The organism is Alloprevotella tannerae ATCC 51259, assembly GCF_000159995.1.
Classification (GTDB): domain Bacteria; phylum Bacteroidota; class Bacteroidia; order Bacteroidales; family Bacteroidaceae; genus Alloprevotella; species Alloprevotella tannerae.
Window position 1 is genome coordinate 95,100 of sequence record NZ_GG700642.1, and the last position, 19,706, is coordinate 114,805.

The 19,706-nt window shown below is 44.7% G+C and carries 13 protein-coding genes and 1 pseudogene; 4 read left to right on the top strand and 10 right to left on the bottom strand.

The window, feature by feature from the left end; all coding sequences use genetic code 11:
• Nucleotides 1–341 precede the first annotated feature (341 nt).
• On the top strand, nt 342–2,111 hold the full coding sequence (locus GCWU000325_RS00455; RefSeq protein ID WP_006253893.1) for a MutS-related protein: 1,770 nt from the start codon (nt 342–344) through the stop codon (nt 2,109–2,111).
• 204 nt (nt 2,112–2,315) lie between these two features.
• Here GCWU000325_RS00455 and GCWU000325_RS00465 read toward each other — a convergent pair.
• The 5 genes and pseudogenes from GCWU000325_RS00465 to ffh form a co-directional block, all read right to left on the bottom strand.
• A pseudogene (locus tag GCWU000325_RS00465) lies at nt 2,316–2,576 on the bottom strand (IS982 family transposase); the annotation flags it as partial.
• A 264-nt stretch (nt 2,577–2,840) separates the two neighbouring features.
• Nucleotides 2,841–3,668 (bottom strand): zinc ribbon domain-containing protein, encoded by an 828-nt coding sequence (locus GCWU000325_RS00470; protein WP_006253897.1) that lies wholly within the window; start codon nt 3,666–3,668, stop codon nt 2,841–2,843.
• 65 nt (nt 3,669–3,733) lie between these two features.
• Entirely contained in the window at nt 3,734–4,510 is a 777-nt protein-coding gene (locus GCWU000325_RS00475; protein ID WP_006253898.1) for a Nif3-like dinuclear metal center hexameric protein, read from the bottom strand.
• 169 nt (nt 4,511–4,679) lie between these two features.
• Nucleotides 4,680–5,558, bottom strand: a complete 879-nt coding sequence (gene folD / locus GCWU000325_RS00480) for a bifunctional methylenetetrahydrofolate dehydrogenase/methenyltetrahydrofolate cyclohydrolase FolD (RefSeq protein ID WP_006253899.1) — start codon at nt 5,556–5,558, stop codon at nt 4,680–4,682.
• 63 nt (nt 5,559–5,621) lie between these two features.
• Nucleotides 5,622–6,980, bottom strand: coding sequence for a signal recognition particle protein (ffh, locus tag GCWU000325_RS00485; RefSeq protein ID WP_006253900.1), 1,359 nt, complete (start codon nt 6,978–6,980; stop codon nt 5,622–5,624).
• 291 nt (nt 6,981–7,271) lie between these two features.
• Between ffh and GCWU000325_RS00490 the strand changes: the two genes are divergently transcribed.
• Nucleotides 7,272–8,201 (top strand): glycosyltransferase family 2 protein, encoded by a 930-nt coding sequence (locus GCWU000325_RS00490; RefSeq protein WP_040599051.1) that lies wholly within the window; start codon nt 7,272–7,274, stop codon nt 8,199–8,201.
• A 716-nt stretch (nt 8,202–8,917) separates the two neighbouring features.
• Here GCWU000325_RS00490 and GCWU000325_RS00495 read toward each other — a convergent pair.
• Complete coding sequence (locus tag GCWU000325_RS00495) at nt 8,918–10,687, bottom strand: ArnT family glycosyltransferase (RefSeq protein ID WP_006253904.1); 1,770 nt, start codon at nt 10,685–10,687, stop codon at nt 8,918–8,920.
• Nucleotides 10,688–10,690: 3 nt separating this feature from the next.
• Entirely contained in the window at nt 10,691–11,233 is a 543-nt protein-coding gene (locus tag GCWU000325_RS00500) for a DUF308 domain-containing protein (protein ID WP_006253905.1), read from the bottom strand.
• Nucleotides 11,234–11,297: 64 nt separating this feature from the next.
• On the opposite strand from GCWU000325_RS00500, the gene GCWU000325_RS00505 reads away from it, so the two are divergent.
• Nucleotides 11,298–11,858, top strand: a complete 561-nt coding sequence (locus tag GCWU000325_RS00505) for a histidine phosphatase family protein (protein WP_006253906.1) — start codon at nt 11,298–11,300, stop codon at nt 11,856–11,858.
• A gap of 45 nt (nt 11,859–11,903) precedes the next feature.
• Here the strand turns inward: GCWU000325_RS00505 and GCWU000325_RS00510 are convergent, their stop codons facing one another.
• The 3 genes from GCWU000325_RS00510 to GCWU000325_RS00520 form a co-directional block, all read right to left on the bottom strand.
• A complete protein-coding gene (locus GCWU000325_RS00510; protein WP_006253907.1) occupies nt 11,904–13,394 on the bottom strand; it encodes a hypothetical protein in 1,491 nt (496 codons plus the stop codon).
• 695 nt (nt 13,395–14,089) lie between these two features.
• Entirely contained in the window at nt 14,090–16,474 is a 2,385-nt protein-coding gene (locus GCWU000325_RS00515) for an ATP-dependent helicase (protein WP_006253909.1), read from the bottom strand.
• A 35-nt stretch (nt 16,475–16,509) separates the two neighbouring features.
• Nucleotides 16,510–16,908: a hypothetical protein gene (locus GCWU000325_RS00520; protein ID WP_006253910.1), complete on the bottom strand. Its 399-nt coding sequence runs from the start codon at nt 16,906–16,908 to the stop codon at nt 16,510–16,512.
• A 574-nt stretch (nt 16,909–17,482) separates the two neighbouring features.
• On the opposite strand from GCWU000325_RS00520, the gene recQ reads away from it, so the two are divergent.
• Entirely contained in the window at nt 17,483–19,663 is a 2,181-nt protein-coding gene (recQ, locus tag GCWU000325_RS00525) for a DNA helicase RecQ (RefSeq protein ID WP_006253911.1), read from the top strand.
• Nucleotides 19,664–19,706 lie beyond the last annotated feature (43 nt).

Sequence of the window (19,706 nt, forward strand, 5' to 3'; positions counted from 1 at the left end):
ACAACAAATTTCGCTAATCACCAAATCTATAGACACTTATAATTCGTCGAACTCACGTTAAATACAATATTTAAGACTGTTGAAATAGCTGAAGAAACAGGAAGTAAAATTATTGAGCTAGGGCAAACATCATATTATCCCAAAGTGATGTCTGGTGCTTTTGTTGAGAATATATACTATGGATTTTGGTCTGATAAAACATTATACAAATACTTTATTAAGCATCTTTTTGGCAAGATATGCACTCCGCCCCAAATACATCACCACGTTTATTCAGGTGTTGCCCAATCACAAGCATATCGTCTTCTAAAAGACAATAACATAAACCCTTTAAACTAAGAATGAGTAAATTATATTATGTAGATAAGGTTAATAAACTATTGGTTGCACAAAGAGTTTTATCTAAGAAAAGCCATCTTTTGGTTTGGGGAAAATTAATATCATTTTGTCTTATGCTTATTGCTGGATGGAATGGACTGGATGGTTTCCCGAATATATGGTTGTCTCTCTCGGTCATATGCCTTCTTGTTTATCTATTTTTTGTGTATGCAGATAATAGAGTTGATAGAAAAAGAGAGCATAACCAACAGATGATACAATTTTACGAAGATGAGATTGGATATTTGGGTAATGAGTTTTCTTTTCAAGACGGCAGTGAGTATATAGATATACACTCGCCATATTCTTATGATTTAGATATATTTGGCCCTGGGTCTTTGTTTCAAAGATTAAACCGAACCACAACAGTGCCTGGTGAGAAAGCTCTTGCACACAGGCTGATCAATGTGAACACAAGAATATCTAAGAACGATATAGACCAGGATGCAATAAACGAGCTTATGTTGTCGTCAGATTTTCGTGAGGATTATTTATCAACTCCTCACTTTAAGTCTAAAGTGATGGGAACTAGCATGTACTCTAATGTGAATACGATGCCAGATAAAAACATTAAATGGCTTCAAATATTTCCTATTTGTAGTTTTTTGTTGATTCTGTATCTTATTCTTAGCTACATACTTGTAGGAAAAATAAGTTCTATCACATCGGCAACCTTAACAGTATTATTTGTATTACAATTATTTATAACGATAGCGTTAAGCAGTAAGCTTAAAACAGCCTTTTGTGTTTCCAAATCAATAATAGACTTCAATAAAGGTTATATGCCTGTCATTAAAAAGATTTCCGCTTATAACTTTAAGGCTTCGGAGCTTCGGGAAATTCGTGATATAGCTCAAGAGTATCTTGAGGATTTAAAATCAATTCAGCGAATTGAAAGTATATATGCTTTGAGGGCGAATCCTTTTTTATGGTTGCTTCTGAATGGTTTTCTGTCGATAGACGTTATGGAAGTTCTGAAATTTCAGCGATGGAAAGTAAGAAGATTAGCAAGCCTTCCTACGTTGTTAGAAAGTATAGGGAAGATTGAGGCTTTAGCAAGCTTTGCTCAATTCAATTTTAATCACGCTGATTATTGCATTGCAAAGCCGCAAGAGAATATGCTAATCAATATGAAAAATGGGAAGCATCCTTTTTTGGGAAACTCAGGTGTCGGAAATGATTTCTCGATTTCAAAAGGTTCTATTTCTATTATAACGGGAGCTAATATGTCTGGTAAAAGTACGTTTTTAAGAACGATAGCTCTTAATCTTATTTTGGCAAAAAATGGATGTCGTGTTCCTGCTGATAAGTTCTATTTTAATCCCAACTCGCAAATATTTACAAGTATGAGAACTCGTGATGATATTAAAGGTGGGATATCCTATTTTCAATCTGAAATAATAAGACTGGACAAAGCTATAGACGTTGCATTAAACACTCCTAACGTAATTCTTTTTCTGGATGAAGTGCTTAAAGGAACTAATTCTATAGACAAGTTAGAAGGGACTAAAAAACTTTTGAGTTTCTTTGTAGAAAATGGGATTACAACAGTATTAGCAACACATGATATAGATGTTACATCTTTGAAATTATCAGGAGTTAAAAGGAACTATTGTTTTGAGATAACCGCAGAAAATCCTCCGAGTTATCCTTACAAACTAACCAATGGAGTATGCCAGAATAAGAATGCTACTTTTTTAATCAATTGTATTTTGCAAAAACAACATAAATGAAAACTCTCATATTAAACACGTTCTCAACATTTCCAATGTTTAATCCTGCATACTTAAAAGGGTTCCTTCTAAGGGATGGAATAGAATGTGAACATATAGATATCAATCAAATAGTTTGTTCCAAACTATTGAGTAAGGTACAGTTTGCACAAGGAATTATTTTTAGAGCACTCAACCTAATGTAACGTGAGTTCGACGAATTCAGAACAAAGCAAGCTGTGTATCAATGGTCCTTTGCAGATTGATGCACGGCTCCTTTGGAAACAGATGGCGAAGATGCTTGCATACTTTTTCAAGATAGAAATGTTTAAAGCAGCGATAACCGGAATCGTGGAAAAGAATCATTATCAGCATGACTTCTGCCTTTGACATCGTGGAACTTCGATGATATTTTCTTTTTCCGGCAGGTTTTAGCGCATATTTTGTTGTCATAGCATCAAAAAACTTGCAGAAGTCGTCTGCCATACAAAATATTTCAGGAGTTTCCTTGAACGAAGTGAAAAACTTTGGCTTCGGTGATCATAGCAATTTTTGTTTGTAATTCTATGTATATCAACACCTTAAAATTACAACAAATTTCGCTAATCGCCAAATCTATAGACACTTATAATTCATCGAACTCACGTTATTTACGAAATATAGCTCAATATAATTAGAGTGTGTATACGCAAAAATGAGCGCCTGAAAGCGGAAAACTCTCAGGCGCTCTTATCCTATTAAGTGGAAGGATTATTCTTCCGTTTTTGTTTTGCGTGTAGTCGTGGTCTTGCGACGACGCTTCGGTTTCTCCTCCTGTGTCTCGGCAGGCTTAACACCGGCAAGTTCGGGGTCGATCATAATGCGGCCGCAATATTCGCAGACAATGATTTTCTTGCGCATACGGATATCCAATTGACGCTGAGGCGGAATCTTATTGAAGCAACCGCCGCAAGCATCGCGCTGCACATAGACAATGCCTAAACCGTTACGGCTGTTTTTACGTATGCGCTTAAAAGCCGTCAGCAAGCGCGGTTCGATCTGAACTTCAAGCGTTTTACCTTTTTCGCGCAACTTCTCTTCCTGTGCTTTAGTCTCCGCAACGATATCGTCGAGTTCAGCTTTTTTCTCGGCTAAAGCTTGTTGGCGATCATCAAGCACTGCCTTGCACTCTTCAATCTCCTGCAAGCGCTTCTCAATACCTACACGCGCCTCGCCAATCTTCTTATTCTGGAGCTCAATCTCGAGTGTTTGAAATTCGATTTCTTTCGAAAGCATATCATACTCGCGATTATTCTTCACATCCTTTTGCTGCTCTTGATAGCGATCCATCAAACTTTTGGCTTCCGCTATCTTGTGTTGCTTCATTTCGATATCAGCCTCTCTTGAAGCGACCTCTTCTTCATACTTATTGAGGCGCGTAGTAAATCCGGCGATCTCATCCTCCAAGTCTTGCACCTCAAGCGGGAGTTCGCCACGAAGCGTTTTGATCTTATCAACCTCAGAGAGGGTTGTTTGCAACTGGTAAAGCGTTTTCAATTTCTGCTCTACAGACATTTCTGCAACATCTTTCTTTGCCATAATTCGAAAAGGTTTAATGTCGACCTTAGCTTAACGTGCAGTCGGCGCTGCATCGTCTCACTTGATCATACCATGTATTTTATCGGATTCGTATTTATCGTTGTCTCATATAAAGGTAAGCCGGGACAATTGTGCTCCAAAATGCGTCGAAGCAGCTGAATCGTATATTGTTCCGTCTCATAATGCCCTGCCACACCAATCCAAATCTGGTTTTCGTGGCCAAAATAAGCGTGATAATGCATCTCGCCTGTCAGGAACACGTCAGCCCCTGCCGCAATAGCATCTGAGAGTAGGAAGTCCCCCGACCCGCCACACACGGCAATCGTTTGCACCGGACGCGCCGGCCCTTGATTATGCTTCAAGCAAAGGACCGCAAAAGCATTTTTTGCCCGCTTTAGAAAGCTATATGGCTCTTCCGGCATAGCCAGACGTCCTATAAGTCCGCTTCCTCCTTCACCTTCGGGACGTAAGAAGTCTACATCGTGCAGTCCTAAGCGCTCGGCAATCTCATAATTAACGCCTCCGCGCGCATTATCCAAATTGGTATGGGCTGCATAAATAGCGATATCGCGCTTGATAGCCAAGCGCACGCAGCGTTCAACCTGCGTCGTATCACTCACCTGCTTCAGTCCGCGAAAGAGCAAAGGATGATGCGCCACGATAAGATTACAACCTTTCGCAGCAGCCTCTTCTATGACGGCTTCCGTCACGTCTAAACACAATAAAGCCCCTGATGCTTCCACCTCTGTTAATCCAATCTGCAAGCCGGCATTATCATAGTCTTCTTGTAGCGGCAGGGGCGCGAACCTTTCAAGGGCCTCAGCGACTTCCTTTATTTTCATTTCGTGGCAAAGATAAGGCTTTTCGCGCAAACAACAGTCAAAATAGCACACAAAAGGATAAAGAAACGCTTCTCTACCATCGCCCGGCGCATAAAAATGCACCACGCAGGCAATAATAGAGAAGCGTAAATCAAATGTAAGTTCTCCGAAAAAACTCGGGAAACTTCCTTTATTTATAATATGTATGTTTGCCGGCAGCCAGCGTATTGAGCATCAGCATACAAATCGTCATCGGTCCGACACCACCGGGCACAGGCGTAATCCATTCGCACTTCGGAGCTACTTCGTCATACTTCACATCTCCCGACAAGCGGAAGCCGCTCTTACGCGTTTCATCTTTAACGCGCGTTGTACCGACATCGATAACCACAGCGCCTTCTTTTACCATCTCTGCTGTGATAAATTCTGGGCGGCCCATTGCGCCAACAAGAATATCTGCTTGGCGGCACTCTTCTGCTAAATTGGCCGTCCGACTATGACAAACCGTCACCGTAGCATCTCCATAGCCTTTCTGCATCATAAGCGTAGCCAAAGGCTTGCCTACAATATTACTACGGCCTACAATAACGCATTTCTTTCCCTTCGTCGGGATATTGTTGCGCTGCAAAAGTTCGAGGATACCGAGCGGCGTAGCAGAGACAAAGCACGGCAAGCCTAACATCAAGCGACCTACATTTATCGGATGGAAACCATCTACGTCCTTGCGATAATCTATGGCTTCGATCACCTTTTGCTCTGAAATGTGAGCCGGCAAGGGCAATTGTACGATAAAGCCATCTACGTTGTCGTCTTCATTGAGACGCTTTACGCAATTGAGCAACTCTTCTTCCGTCACGTCTTCTTCAAAACGAATCAGTGAAGACTCGAAGCCGCATACCTCGCAGGCCTTAACTTTATTATTTACGTAGGTTTCACTGCCACCGTCGTGTCCGACGAGCACTGCAGCCAAATGGGGGCGTTTGCCGCCGGCCTCAACAATTCTTTTTACTTCCTCGGCAATTTCTGCTTTAATCGCAGCAGCCGTGGCTTTGCCATCAAGAATTTTCATCGTATGTGGATTATTATGTGAACAAAGGAGAAGTTGGGTTACACCTCTCTTGAATAAAATCTTTTATTGTGGGAAATTTTCGGGCAGATTAGGCATTTTTCCTTTCGGCATCTGCGCCATCATCTTGCCCATCTTTGAGCCTGTCATCATCTTCATCATCTTTCGCGTCTGCTCAAACTGCTTTAGGAGTCGATTAACGTCCTGTTGCGTTGTACCGGATCCTTTTGCGATGCGCATACGGCGTGATGTGTTTAATATTTCAGGGTGTTTGCGCTCTTTTGGCGTCATTGAAAGGATGATTGCCTCTATTCCCTTGAAGGCATCATCGTCAATATCTATATTCTTCAACGCTTTGCCAACGCCCGGAATCATAGACGCGAGCTCCTTCAAGTTACCCATTTTTTTGATCTGATAAATCTGGGCTAAGAAATCGTCGAAGTCAAACTGATTCTTCTGTATCTTGCGCTGCAAACGCTTGGCTTCAGCCTCGTCATATTGCTCTTGGGCACGCTCTACCAACGAAACAACGTCGCCCATACCCAAGATACGGTCGGCCATACGCTCGGGATGGAAGATATCAAGCGCTTCAAGTTTTTCTCCGGTTCCGATAAACTTTATCGGCTTATTGACTACCGTGCGAATACTTAACGCCGCACCACCACGCGTATCGCCATCCAACTTCGTTAATACGACGCCATCGAAATCCAAACGGTCATTAAATTCCTTCGCAGTATTAACAGCGTCCTGTCCGGTCATAGAATCGACAACGAAGAGCGTCTCATTTGGCCGTATATGCTCTTTAATAGTCGCGATCTCCGTCATCATCTTCTCGTCGATAGCCAAGCGGCCGGCCGTATCCACGATCACGAGGTCGTAACTCTTAGCTTTGGCTTCTTTGATCGCGTTTAGGGCAATACTTACCGGGTCTTGGTTGTCACGCTCACTATAAACGGGCACATCAATCTGCTCACCAAGCGTATGCAACTGGTCAATGGCGGCCGGGCGATACACGTCGCAAGCCACGAGCAAGGGGCGGCGGCGTTTTTTAGTCTTCATCATCAAAGCCAACTTACCGCTCATCGTCGTCTTACCCGAACCTTGCAGACCCGACATTAAGACTACGGCGGGATGGCCTTCGATATTAAAATCAGCAGCCGTGCCTCCCATTAAGCGTGCAAGCTCATCGTGCACAATCTTAACCAGCAATTGGCCCGGTTTAACGGCCGTCAAAACGTGCTGACCCAGAGCTTTTTCTTTTACATCGTCTGTAAAAGATTTGGCAACTTTATAGTTAACGTCGGCATCCAGCAAGGCGCGGCGTACATCCTTCAATGTTTCGGCAACATTAATCTCGGTGATGCGGCCCTCGCCTTTCAGTATCTTAAACGACCGTTCCAGCCGTTCACTCAAATTATCAAACATGAATTTTGTCCTATTATTTTAGCGCAAAGATAGCATAAAAAGCAAAAATCTCCATTTTAGCGACCCACTAAGTTGCAAAGCCGCCTTAAAATAAAAGGCTTTTTCGTATTTCTGCCCTCCACTCAACACAAGAGGTCGTGCCTATTACACACAAAGAAAGCGCCCTCAGTTTACTTGCTTACAGCTCTTTTACACTATCTTTGCAAAAGATAGGTGGTAAAGCGGAGAATGGAGGCACCAAGTGCGCCCCTCGCCCACCCGACGCACATTTATAAACGCATTTGTATCCTTATGAAGATAACCATTGTCGTTCCCTGTTACAACGAGGAAGAGGTTTTGATCGACACGACGCAGCAACTGACAGCCGTGGTCAAGCAACTGGAGAGCGCATTCGAACTCAAAGCCGACGTGCTTTATGTTGACGACGGCAGCAAAGATGCCACGTGGGAAATGATTCAGAAATTTGCAGCTGAAGATACGCATATCCACGGTTTGAAGTTGGCGCACAACGTCGGGCATCAGCGTGCGCTCTGGGCCGGCTTGGATGTGGCCGCGAAATCAGCAGATGCGATGGTCAGTATCGATGCCGATTTGCAGGATGATGTGACGGTGATTGAGAAGATGGTGGCGCGCTTTCTTGATGGCAATGATATTGTCTATGGCGTTCGCCGCAACCGGCCTACTGACTCTTTTTTCAAAAAATGGACGGCGCTGGCTTTCTACAAATTCGTGCGTTTGCTGGGCGGTGATGTCCTGTATAATCATGCGGATTTTCGCTTAATGAGTCGGCGCGCTGTGCTATCGTTGATGGACTTCCCGGAGCGCAACCTCTTTCTGCGAGGAATGGTCTACTCGCTCGGATATCCGCACAGCTTAGTCTATTATGACCGCCGCGCACGTCAAGCCGGAGAGTCGAAATATCCCTTCCGCAAAATGATGAGCTTTGCACTCGACGGCATCACGTCCTTTTCTATCAAGCCGCTGCGGCTTATTGTTTATCTCGGCGGGTTGTTTTTGCTGTTTTCTCTGTTGGCTATCGTTTATAGTTTGATTGTTTATTTTAAGGGGCAAACGCTTCCCGGATGGACCAGCTTGACGATTTCACTCTGGTTTATCGGAGGTACGATCCTCTTGGCCTTGGGTACGATTGGGGAATACGTAGGAAAAATCTACGCCGAGGTCAAACGCCGCCCGCGATATATTATTGAGCAAAAAGTCTGACAAACTTTCGCAATCTGCCATCTTATGTAGCGCGATAGACGCCGCAACGCCTGTCGCGCTATGCTTCATCTTCTAAGCCTTCCAACTTAGTTTTAAACCACTTGCATTGGGTTTCCAACAAGAACATCGCTTTTTCTTCATTTACGATCGTGATAAAAAGAGTGTCCTCTCGTGAGCGTACACCTTTGCGCTCGTGAGAGGAAATACGTACCATCACGAGCGGACATACACCAACTAAGCTTTGTGCTAAATATCTTCAAGTTGTGTAGCGGCAATAAGCAGACTTTTATGCGACGGATTACAGCGATTGCTAACGTAGCAAGAGAATTAGCGGTTTCATAGATGACATGTCGAAAAAATATACTATTTTTGTCTTGACTTTTAGACACGGTAATGCGCCGAAAGGCTGAATTAAGCAAACACAATGAAGACGTTTTTCTCTATCATTCTATCCCTGCTCATTGGTTTTTTGATGGTATTTTCACTCATCTTTTGCTTTGATGCGCCAAGTCTGTGGACTAACATCCAGTTATTAATAGCTTGGGCTGTCTTTTGGGGATTCATTATTTATATTCTGAAAAGGATGAACCGCCTATAAAGACTTTATAAAGCATACCTTGACACAAAATTCGCCTTTGTTTGTACTGACAACAAACAAAGGCGAATTTTGGCTAAAAAAGGCGGCATTTGCTGCCTCATATAAATCATATTATAGTCTACAACTGCACGTCAGTCGCTTTGCGCGCAAACGTGTACAAGCCTATATTTTGACCTACGTCGCAACTGCGGTGATGCAGGTTTTCCTTTTGGGTAAATACGAAAGCGGGATATTGTGCTTCCAGCTGTTTTAAGTCTTCTTCTCCCACGATTATTTGTCCTTCTGCTTGCTTTCCGTCGAAGGCGTGCAAGCGATTCCTCATATAGAAATTAATAGTAAAAAAGTGAAGCGGATTATTTGCGTCCGTACTGTGAACATACGCATAGACAGGACGCTGCGTTTGATGCGAGATTTGCTCCAGTCGGACAGCGACATTTTTATCCGAGCGCGGGTTGAGGATCAATGGAAGGAACAGGCCTTCGAGTGAAATATAGAGGCCAAAAACCAAGATGAAAATGGCCTGAACGATGCGAAACCTGTCACGGAAATGAAATAAGTAATAAATGGCAGCAATTATCGGTGCAATAATAAACAACAAGCGCAGGAAACCAAAGTCCATCGCCGCCAGATTCTGCATCAAAAACGCATTTTCGACAGCGTGTTTGCCGTGAAAAATAGATGGTTTTATCCATCCTTCACATACTGCGAGCACGCCAAAGGGTACGATAAATGCAATCGCGGCAAGCAGTGCACCCGTTACGCGTAGGGCAAAAGGTTTTTCATTGCGTAAATAAGCAAAAAGTTTGGCTATGTAAAAAGAAAGGAAGGGATAAATAGGTAAAATATAAACGCTTCGCTTGCTCTTCGGAATGCAATAAAAGATAAAAATCAGCAGGATGCTTAAAAAGGAAAAGAGTTCTACGCTGTTCATACTGCGCAAACCTTCCGTAATGCGGCGCACGAAATTGATTTTTACCACCGGCTTGTATTTTGCCCCATTGCGGGGGCGCCCAAATATAGCAAATAACAAGGTCAAAGTATAAGGTAGCAGACCGGCAGCCAATATGGGGAAATAATAATACCACCCGTTTTCGTGTGAAGCATAAGTCATCTTACCCAAGAAGCGTAGGACGTTTTCTTCATATACTAACTGCAAGAATGATTCTCCACCCTGCAAGTAAGCTGCATAATACCAAATAGCGGGAAGCAAGAGGGCCAAAAGCGCCACGCCCATCAAACGCAGCACGATGCGCCACAAGACTTCTGTAGATTGAATCCACAGAAAAATAAAGGTGACAAAACAAGGCAGAAACACGGCCACTGGGCCTTTGGCGAGCATCCCCGCGCTCATAAAAAGGATTGCCAACAGCGGCACGCCTTTCATATCGCGCTCATACCATTGATAAAGTTGGAAAAGTGCGCCTACGATAAACAGGGTTAAAAGCATATCGACGCGGCAAGTGACTGCGGCGCGATGCACTTCAAAGGTTGTAAGAAAAATAAGTGAGGCCCAAAAGCCCTGTTGCACATCACTGCGCTTTGCAAAAAAGAGGAAAGTCATCAGCGCCAAGACCGTAGCAGCCGCAGCTGAGGGTATGCGCGCCGTATATTCAGAGACCTTTCCCAAAGGAGCAGAAAGCGTTGCTACACACCAATGCAACATCGGCGGTTTATAAGCTGTCTCGCCACCATTGTTTCGCGGAAGAATCCAATTGCCGGTTTCCAACATCGTCGAAGCAACTACGGCTTCGCGTGGCTCGCCTTTCGTATTGAAATCTTGCAAACCTAAGAAAGGGAAAATGGTTAGTCCGACGATAAAGATCAGTAGGGCTAAATAAATCCAAGTCCGCGTCAGACGTGTATTGTGTTCTGCAGAAGATTCTATCATACATCAATGTGTTAAAGCCTTATCTGCTTTTGGCAGTGAGAGTGCCAACCAACATTCTTGCAGCGCATAAAGCATACAAGCAATGCCTAAAAGGATAAACGGCAGACTCGCCACTTCTCTATAATAGATCAACACGAATAAACCTGCACAAAAAATCAGGAAAGGCAAGATGTAAAGGGGAAATTTGACCACCGCTCCGCGCTTACGCGCTACGCTCAAGGCATAAATTTGCATCGTCCCGCCCAGCATCATCATCACGGCAACAATATTCATAATCAAACGTATGAACAAATCAGGATGCAAGAACATAACTAAGCCTAAGAGAAGCGTGCCAAGTCCGGTATAGACGAGTAAAGGCGGTAATGGGGCCGCGTCTCTCTTACTTAAAAAATAGGATACTATGGCATAGAGTCCGGGAAACAAGAATCCAACGCCCACGGCTTGGACGAGCCAAGTCGGCATCACATCTGAGTAGATTATAATTAAGACACCGAGCGCCAGAGCACACACCGCTCTGAAGAAGCGTCCTTGCAAAAAGTTCTTCATAATTATATGACTTGGCGCAAAGATAAGGATTTAATTCTTTATTTTCGCGTTAAAAAATAGTATTATGGTAAGTTTATACCTTGTTCGCCACGGAGAAACGATCGAAAATGTGGAGCAAATTCTGCAAGGATTGATGCCCGGCCATCTTTCGAAGCTCGGAAAGCAGCAAGCAGAAGAACTCGCAACGAAGTTAACCGGAATTCCTTTTTCGCAGATGTACGTTAGTGATCTTAATCGTACGATCGAGACGGCTTTGATCCTAAACAAAGAACTACAATTGCCTATGCAGACAACGCCTTTATTGCGCGAAAGAGACTGGGGAACGGCTACGGGAATGAAAGTGGCTGAGGTAGATCGACAAAACCTACCGCCTTCGGCTGAAACTGTTGAACATATGGCGGAGAGAGGCGCGGCTTTTATACATCATTTGCTGACGCACCACGATGGAGAAACGATTTTGGCTGTCTCTCACGGCTTATTTTCACGCTGCTTGCAAGCTTTAGTCACTAAATGCTCAATCCGAGAGACGCAGAGAATGCAAAATGCAGAAGCACGAATCTTACAGATTAACCAAGAAGTGCAACCAAGCTCTATTCTTGGGGAGACCGGCGCTACGGCGAATTAAAAACAACGACTTTCCAAGGTGTTTTGGAAAGTCGTTGTCGTATGTTTAGAAATCTAATTCAAGTCCTACGCCGATCACATCGTTGGTGCGTTTAAAGCGATCGCGGCCGGAAGAATTAAAGTTTTGCAAACTTGTACTGATATTTTGGACGGCCGCCAACTCTGCCGCTGTAAGTTGTCCGCTTTGCGCCATTTTACCAATGACAGATGCAAAGTTGGCCTTCAAACCATTATAATCGTCCATCGACTTCGTATAAGACTGGTAGAAAGTCTTGAAATAAGCGACATTGAGCGCCATATTCTTGCGAATCTTCACCTTTGCGCCTAAGCCGACAGAGGTAGAATTGGTCACGAAACTCATATCTGAAATGAATTTGGAGTTTTTCCCGAGGCCGTAGTTCGTACTTTGTCCACCAAGGCTCAGCGTCAAACGATCATTTACATCCCATTCTACACCGGCTAATACTTCCCAACCGCCACCGGCAAGGTGTTTTTCTCTATGTTTATATTGTGTAGCCTGCTTGTCAAAGTAGTAATGCATTCCAGCATTCAAGCGCAGCGTCGGCAACACTTCGTATTGACCACCCAAGGCTAAAATAGCGGGAATGTCGGCCGGAATAATGCGACCATCATCAAACTCTTCTAAGCCGCTGGAGTTTACACCGGTCTCATTCTTCAAGCGTAGGCGCGTCTTAAACTCATAACGAGCGGAGAGATTCCATTTTCCAAACTTCCAATCGACGCCAATAATCGGCGTAAGTCCGAAACCAGATGTAGAACAGTTGAGCGAGCGATTATCAGTGAGGCGCGCCAGATTCGTCATTCCAACTTTGCGCAGCAGATCTCCGGCAAGCACTTTCTGACCTCCGGCTGTAATAACCGACATGTTGTCTACGCGGCCATAATATTGGCAATCTGCGTAGATAAAACGAAAGCCGCCACTCACGGAAAGCTCATCAGTGAGTTTGTAACCCGCATTCAACTGCGCGCCCCAATAATATTGGCGACCGTGCATATAAGCGTCTACGGCATAACCTTTGACGCTACCGGGCACAATGGCGTTAATCAGGAGCGGAAGCATTGCTGCCTGACTCTCAAAAGAGCCCAAACCGTGTGTAAACTTCCCTTTTCCGCCACCTCCGGTAATGCCCAGATGCGCGGAGAAAAACCATTTGTCGTACACTTTCGCAACATCGAATGTCGGGAAGAAGGGAGCTTTTGCCCGTCCTTCAAACAGCTTTTCTCCGTTCGGGTTATTACCCTCGCCCAGCGCAAAAGGCTTCAGCGAAGTTCCAAATGTAGAGTAAATATCTCGCGTCTGATAAGCGCTTTGAATGTTAAATGACAAATGCCAACCCTTGCCTAAAAAGCCTATGCCCGCAGGGTTCGAGTAAGCACCATCAATTCCGATGGCACCAATTCTGGCCGGATTGCGTAGAAAGGCCACACTTTGATTCGTATTGGTCAAGTAGCCGCCGGCTAACGACGGTATCGCGCTGACCATAAAGCCAAATAGCGCTGAGTAAATTTTCTTCATTTTCCTGTAAATTGGTCTAAACGGCCGCAAAAATAGGAATTATCCGCACGAAAACAAAGTTTTTGTGCATTATTTCTCATCTGCGACTCGCGATTTTTTATTTTTCACCCACAGGAGCGGGACTTTGAAAGCGTCAAATTCAGTTGATGTAACTTTGCTTTGCGATAGTCTCCGACAAATCATAAAACGATGAAAGGCACATAAAAAAGCAACAAAGCACGCCGCAGCAATTCAACTTATCCACTCATTGGCAATCTGCCAAGCCCCACAGCGACATTATAACATTGCCTTTTTTTATTTGAAAATCAAACTATTATAAGATGAAGTATCGAAATATAGATGACGAAGTTCTTCTTCCTATATTTTCTCTTCACGAGCGCAAGCCTTTTTCATCACGAGCGTAGATCTATACCTTCACGAGGGGACATTCGTACCATCACGAGGGGACATTACGCTTTTGCGTCCGGCGGGCGCAGAAGTTTGTTTGTCATCAACTATAATTGGTGTTTTATTCTTGCTTAATCCAGGCAACAGCAGGCCTCGGCGCAAACTTCCTCATCGCAGAAAAGACTTAAAGGACTATTTGCAGCCTCATTGTTTGCCGCGATTAGGGGCAACTAAATAAAACAAAGAATAAAATGGAAAATTTGCTTTATCTCAAAACCAAGGATAAAGCGCAAAGGAGACGAAAAAGTTCACTCATCGGTCAACAGTTTGAACTTTGCGTATTTCAACAATAAATTTTTCGTCCCATTCTGTTCAAAGTCGACCACAGCCTTCATATTGATGCCGTGACCTTCAATGCTGCGGACCACTCCGCGCCCGAAACGCTCGTGAAGTATCGTTGCGCCCACTTGCAATCCAGAACTTTCGCTCTCGGCATCTGTATTTTTCACCGTTGTAGCGGCTTGCGATAAGCGGCGCAAGCGGCCTTGTTGAACAGTCGTGCGTGAGGAGTCGGCTTCAAAGGCGGATGAACGATGACTAAAAGCCTTATCCGCAACAAAAGATGAGCTTGTAGGCGAATGAAAGTCTGACGGCGCCGGCTTACGGTCAACCTTAGCAGCATCAAACAAGCCCGCCATACGCCCATTATTGAGGTGGCCGAACGAAGAAAAATCTCTCGCGGACGAACTGTCTGTCTCGACATACTGCGGATCGATTTCCTGCAAGAAGAGGCTGGGCTCGCAGAATTCCAAGCGCCCATAAATATAACGCGTCTTGGCGTAAGTGATGAAGCAATGCGCCTTAGCCCGCGTAACAGCCACATAAAAGAGTCTGCGTTCCTCTTCTAATTCGCGCGCACTATACTTGGCGGCTGTTCCGGGAAAGAGTCCGTCTTCCAAGCCCGTAACAAAAACGGCCTCAAATTCCAAGCCCTTTGCAGCGTGGACCGTCATCAGCGTCACCTTTGGCTCATCATCATCTTGCTGATCTTGATCTGTCAGCAAAACGACTTGCGGTAGATAATCGGCTAAAAGGACTACGCCGGTCTCTTGTTCGCTCTCAAAGCCTTTGATTGAGTTGAGCAACTCCTGAATGTTCTCCCACTTACTCAAACCTTCGGGCGTGCGGTCGCCCTGCAACTCTTGCGTGATGCCGGACGCTTCAAGCAGCTCGGAAACTAAATCGTAGACGCCCATCACATCGGCCCGCGCCTGAAAACTCCGTATAAGTTCGGCAAAGGCATAGAGTTTCTCCAAAGTCCGCCGATTCAAAGCGACGCCAAACTTATCGGGCGCTAACAGAACGCTCCACAAAGGCTCGCCATTTCCTCTTGCCGCAGCTATAAGTTTGCTCATCGTCGTCTGTCCGATGCCCCGCGTGGGATAATTAACAATGCGTAGCAAAGCCTCTTCGTCTTGCGGATTGCAAACGACTCGACAATAAGCAATAATATCTTTAATTTCTTTGCGCTGATAAAAGGACAAGCCGCCATAGACGCGATAAGGCAAAGCCGCATTGCGAAGTGCATCTTCAAAGGCCCTACTCTGCGCATTCGTACGATAAAGGATGGCTACTTGGTCTAAACTAATGTGGTGCTGACGACGCAACTTGAAGATTTCTTTCACAACCTTCGCGCTCTCATCTTTATCTGTATAGGCCGAAATGATGCATACTTTATCGCCCGCGCCGTTCTCGCTATAAATCGTTTTGGGAATGCGGTTTTTATTGCGACTGATTATTGAATTGGCAGCCTGTACTATATTCTCCGTCGATCGATAGTTGCGCTCCAATTTTATTAGTTTCGCACTCGGATAATGGGTCTGAAAGTTGAGAATGTTACCTATATCTGCTCCGCGAAAAGCATAGATGCTCTGTGCATCGTCACCTACGACACACAAGCGGGCCTCGCCGGGACATAAATAACGGATGATGCGATACTGCACGGCATTGGTGTCTTGATACTCGTCGACCAAGACGTAGCGAAACTTTCGGACGTATTTTTCGCAAATATCCGGACGATCGTGAAAGAGAAGATAGGTACGCAGTAGAAGATCGTCGAAATCTAAGGCATTGGCTTGGCGGCAACGTTCTATATATATATTGTATATGCGCACTAACTCCGTGAGACCGTCTCGCTTGTCGCGATTCATTCGGTCGACATCGGCAGCATATTCGTCGGGCAGCATCAGATGATTCTTAGCGTCGGAAATACGCGCAGCTACCGTTCCTGGGCGATAGATTTTATCATCTAATTTCAACTCGCGAATGATAGACTTCACCAAGCTCTTGGCATCGGCAGCATCATAGATTGAGAAAGTTGAAGGCAAGCCGAGTGCGGCGTGCTCTATGCGCAAAATGCGAGCAAAGATTGAGTGAAACGTACCCGCCCACAGCATCGCGACAGCCGCAGGCTCTACGAGTTGGGCAATGCGCTCGCGCATCTCTCTCGCCGCCTTGTTGGTAAACGTCAGTGCTAAGATTTCCCAAGGTTGATAGCCATTCTGCAGTAGATAAGCAACCTTGTAAGTCAACACGCGCGTCTTGCCCGAGCCTGCTCCGGCTATAATAAGCGAAGGGCCGTCGCAATATTGCACGGCCTGGCGCTGACTTTCATTAAGGAAATCTTCTTGCATGCGTTTTGTTGCACTATCAAGGAGCAAGGATCAGCTTACAATTGCTTAGTATCGTGATCTAACTTACGCTCATAAAATTTCACCTGCTCGCAAAGACGATCAAAGACTCCTAGCAAAGAATCCGACTTCTCACCGGCTTGAATAACGCGGTCTACGTATGAAAGCGTCTGCCGAGCCGTTTGCAATTCGATAGAATCCATCAGCAGGATGCCCTCCTTACGAGCATTTATAGCCAGCATATGCTGCTCACGAATCTGAGCGACGGAGAGCTTGGCCTCTTTTAATTGACCGGCCTTAATCTGCTTGCGCGCTTTATTAAGCAAGATCTGGCCCTGGGCTTCATCAGCACGGCGTGCCTCGGACCAATCGGGGTGAGGATCGTTGCACCTCCCCAAACCGAGCAACACAAGAAATAGACAAGCTAAACTTTTCATTGGGTTTTCTTAATCAAACGGGGGCGAAGTTACACTTTTTGGACGGAAAAGCCAAGACGAATAGGAAATATAGCCATTCGCTTTTAGAGGCTCCGCCCGGATACGTCTCCTTTTTGACCTGCAATAAGAAGCCAAGTTCTCTTGCTTAATGCTACTTTATCAGCCGACAAACGCAAATTGGCAATATCTCTGCGCTTTCTGGCTCCCCACCTTACCCCTTTTGTCAATCACTTGATAGCGATCAGTGTCAGAGTAATGGTTTCCTTCGGGAATGCATACTTGATACCGATTAACTATTAAAACTTTTCTACCTGCAGCGGTCTCTGCGTACCGATATAAAAATCTCTACAGTCGGCAAAAGAGTTGAACAGCAAATAAGTCTAAGATACCGGAGCGAAAAAGGGGAAATAAATCTTTGTTGATTTTGTCGTAAAAATTTGCAGAAAGTTCCGCGTATTCAAAAGTTCTTTTTAACTTTGTTCCTGATAGTCCCTCAGAGAAGGCTTAACTCTCTAACTGCTAACGGAGAAAGGGTTGAAAACGAAGAGGAACGCAACCGTATCGAAGGATTACAATGGACGGAAAACTGAATCTACAAGAAAAACTGCTATCATACTTTGGATTCGACTCTTTCAAGAGCAACCAAGAAGCAATCATTCGCACACTACTCAACGGCGAAGACGTTTTCGTATTGATGCCAACAGGTGGTGGCAAATCGCTCTGCTATCAGCTTCCCTCGCTACTGATGGACGGCGTAGCCATTATTATCTCCCCATTGATTGCTTTGATGAAGAATCAGGTAGACGCTATCCGCCATACGAGCGAAGACGATGGTATCGCCCATTTTATTAACTCATCGCTCACAAAAGGCGCCATAGATCAGGTTAAAGACGACATTAGGACCGGCAAGACAAAGCTGCTTTACGTCGCTCCGGAAAGCCTGACAAAGCGCGAGCAGGTAGAATTTTTACAGTCGGTCAAGATATCCTTCTATGCGATAGATGAGGCGCATTGTATTTCAGAATGGGGACACGATTTTCGCCCTGAATATAGAAAGATTCGCCCTATCATAGACGAAATAGGACGCGCCCCGATCATTGCACTTACAGCTACAGCTACGGATAAAGTTCGACTTGATATAAAGAAAAACTTGGGCATCCTCAATGCCAAAGAGTTTAAGAGCAGCTTCAACCGTCCTAACCTCTATTACGAAGTGCGCTCAAAGACAAAAGACATTGATAAGGACATTATCACTTATATCCACCACAACAAAGGCAAGAGTGGCATTATTTACTGCCTGAGTCGTAAGAAAGTAGAAGAATTGGCTGAGGTGCTTCGCGCCAACAATATAAAAGCTGCAGCCTATCACGCAGGAATGGATCCGCAGACGCGCTCGCAAACGCAGGACGATTTCTTGATGGAGTCAATTGACATCATTGTTGCGACAATCGCCTTCGGTATGGGTATAGATAAACCTGACGTGCGCTTTGTGATTCATTATGACATTCCAAAGAGTTTGGAGGGTTACTATCAAGAGACAGGCCGTGCAGGCCGCGATGGCGGAGAGGGCGTATGCTTAGCATTCTACTCTCCTGACGATCTTAAGAAATTGGAAAAATTTATGGAGGGCAAGCCTTTGGCCGAACAAGAAATAGGCCGGCTGCTACTCAAGGAAACAGCAGCTTATGCGGAATCATCTGTATGTCGCCGTAAGATGCTCTTGCATTATTTTGGAGAAGATTATAAAAAAGAGAACTGTGGCAATTGCGACAATTGCTTACATCCGAAAAAGAAAGTGGAAGCAAAAGATTTATTGTGTCGCGTCTTGGAAGTCGTGCTCGCTGTCCGAGAGAATTTTCGCGACGATTACATAAAAGATATCTTGCTGGGTAATGAGACTGAAGAAGTCTTGGCTCACAAGCACGAGCAATTAGAAGAATTTGGTTGTGGCGAAAACTACTCGGAAAAAACGTGGAATGCCGTCATCCGTCAAGGATTGATCGCCGGCTATTTGTCTAAGGAAGTCGACAACTATGGCATTCTTAATGTAACAGATAAGGGAGAGCATTTTCTCTCTCATCCGGTCAGCTTCAAGATTGTGGAAGACCACGAATATAAAGATGCGGCAGAAAGCGAACCAATGCAAAACGGTGCGGAAACTACCGTGGCGCCGGAGCTGTATGAGATGCTGAAAGATTTGCGCAAAAAGAAATCTAAAGAATTAAACTTGCCACCTTATATAATCTTTCAAGATCCTTCACTCCAAGCAATGGCTACCGTCTTCCCACAGACGACAGACGAACTACAAAACATTCCGGGCGTAGGATCAGGTAAAGCAAAGCGATACGGCGATGAGTTTTGCCAGCTCATAAAACAATATTGTATAGACAATGAAATAGAGCGCCCGGAGGATATTCGCATTCGCACCGTGCCCAAGAAATCAAAGTTTAAGGTGGCTATCATTCAGAGCATCGACCGCAAGGTGGCACTCGACGATTTGGCAGTCTCTAACGGCGTCGAATTTGATGAGATGCTTTCAGAGGTTGAGAGTATCGTCTACTCCGGCACAAAGATCAACATCGACTACTTTATCAATGAAGTTATGGACGAAGATCACGTCCACGATATCTACGACTATTTCAAAAAGAGTGAGACAGACGATTTAGAAGTGGCCATCAACGAATTAGGCGAAGATTATTCTGAGGAGGAAATACGCCTTGTCCGTATCAAGTTTATTTCAGAAATGGGCAACTAAACCGCACGACAGAAAGGTTATCCATTCACACTTAACAGCAAGA

Excerpts from the sequence above, each read along its gene's own strand:
- GCWU000325_RS00455 (WP_006253893.1), top strand. The coding sequence starts at position 342 with ATGAGTAAATTATATTATGTAGATAAGGTTAATAAACTATTGGTTGCA.
- GCWU000325_RS00470 (WP_006253897.1), bottom strand. The coding sequence starts at position 3,668 with ATGGCAAAGAAAGATGTTGCAGAAATGTCTGTAGAGCAGAAATTGAAA.
- GCWU000325_RS00475 (WP_006253898.1), bottom strand. The coding sequence starts at position 4,510 with ATGAAAATAAAGGAAGTCGCTGAGGCCCTTGAAAGGTTCGCGCCCCTG.
- folD (WP_006253899.1), bottom strand. The coding sequence starts at position 5,558 with ATGAAAATTCTTGATGGCAAAGCCACGGCTGCTGCGATTAAAGCAGAA.
- ffh (WP_006253900.1), bottom strand. The coding sequence starts at position 6,980 with ATGTTTGATAATTTGAGTGAACGGCTGGAACGGTCGTTTAAGATACTG.
- GCWU000325_RS00490 (WP_040599051.1), top strand. The coding sequence starts at position 7,272 with ATGAAGATAACCATTGTCGTTCCCTGTTACAACGAGGAAGAGGTTTTG.
- GCWU000325_RS00495 (WP_006253904.1), bottom strand. The coding sequence starts at position 10,687 with ATGATAGAATCTTCTGCAGAACACAATACACGTCTGACGCGGACTTGG.
- GCWU000325_RS00500 (WP_006253905.1), bottom strand. The coding sequence starts at position 11,233 with ATGAAGAACTTTTTGCAAGGACGCTTCTTCAGAGCGGTGTGTGCTCTG.
- GCWU000325_RS00505 (WP_006253906.1), top strand. The coding sequence starts at position 11,298 with ATGGTAAGTTTATACCTTGTTCGCCACGGAGAAACGATCGAAAATGTG.
- GCWU000325_RS00510 (WP_006253907.1), bottom strand. The coding sequence starts at position 13,394 with ATGAAGAAAATTTACTCAGCGCTATTTGGCTTTATGGTCAGCGCGATA.
- GCWU000325_RS00515 (WP_006253909.1), bottom strand. The coding sequence starts at position 16,474 with ATGCAAGAAGATTTCCTTAATGAAAGTCAGCGCCAGGCCGTGCAATAT.
- GCWU000325_RS00520 (WP_006253910.1), bottom strand. The coding sequence starts at position 16,908 with ATGAAAAGTTTAGCTTGTCTATTTCTTGTGTTGCTCGGTTTGGGGAGG.
- recQ (WP_006253911.1), top strand. The coding sequence starts at position 17,483 with ATGGACGGAAAACTGAATCTACAAGAAAAACTGCTATCATACTTTGGA.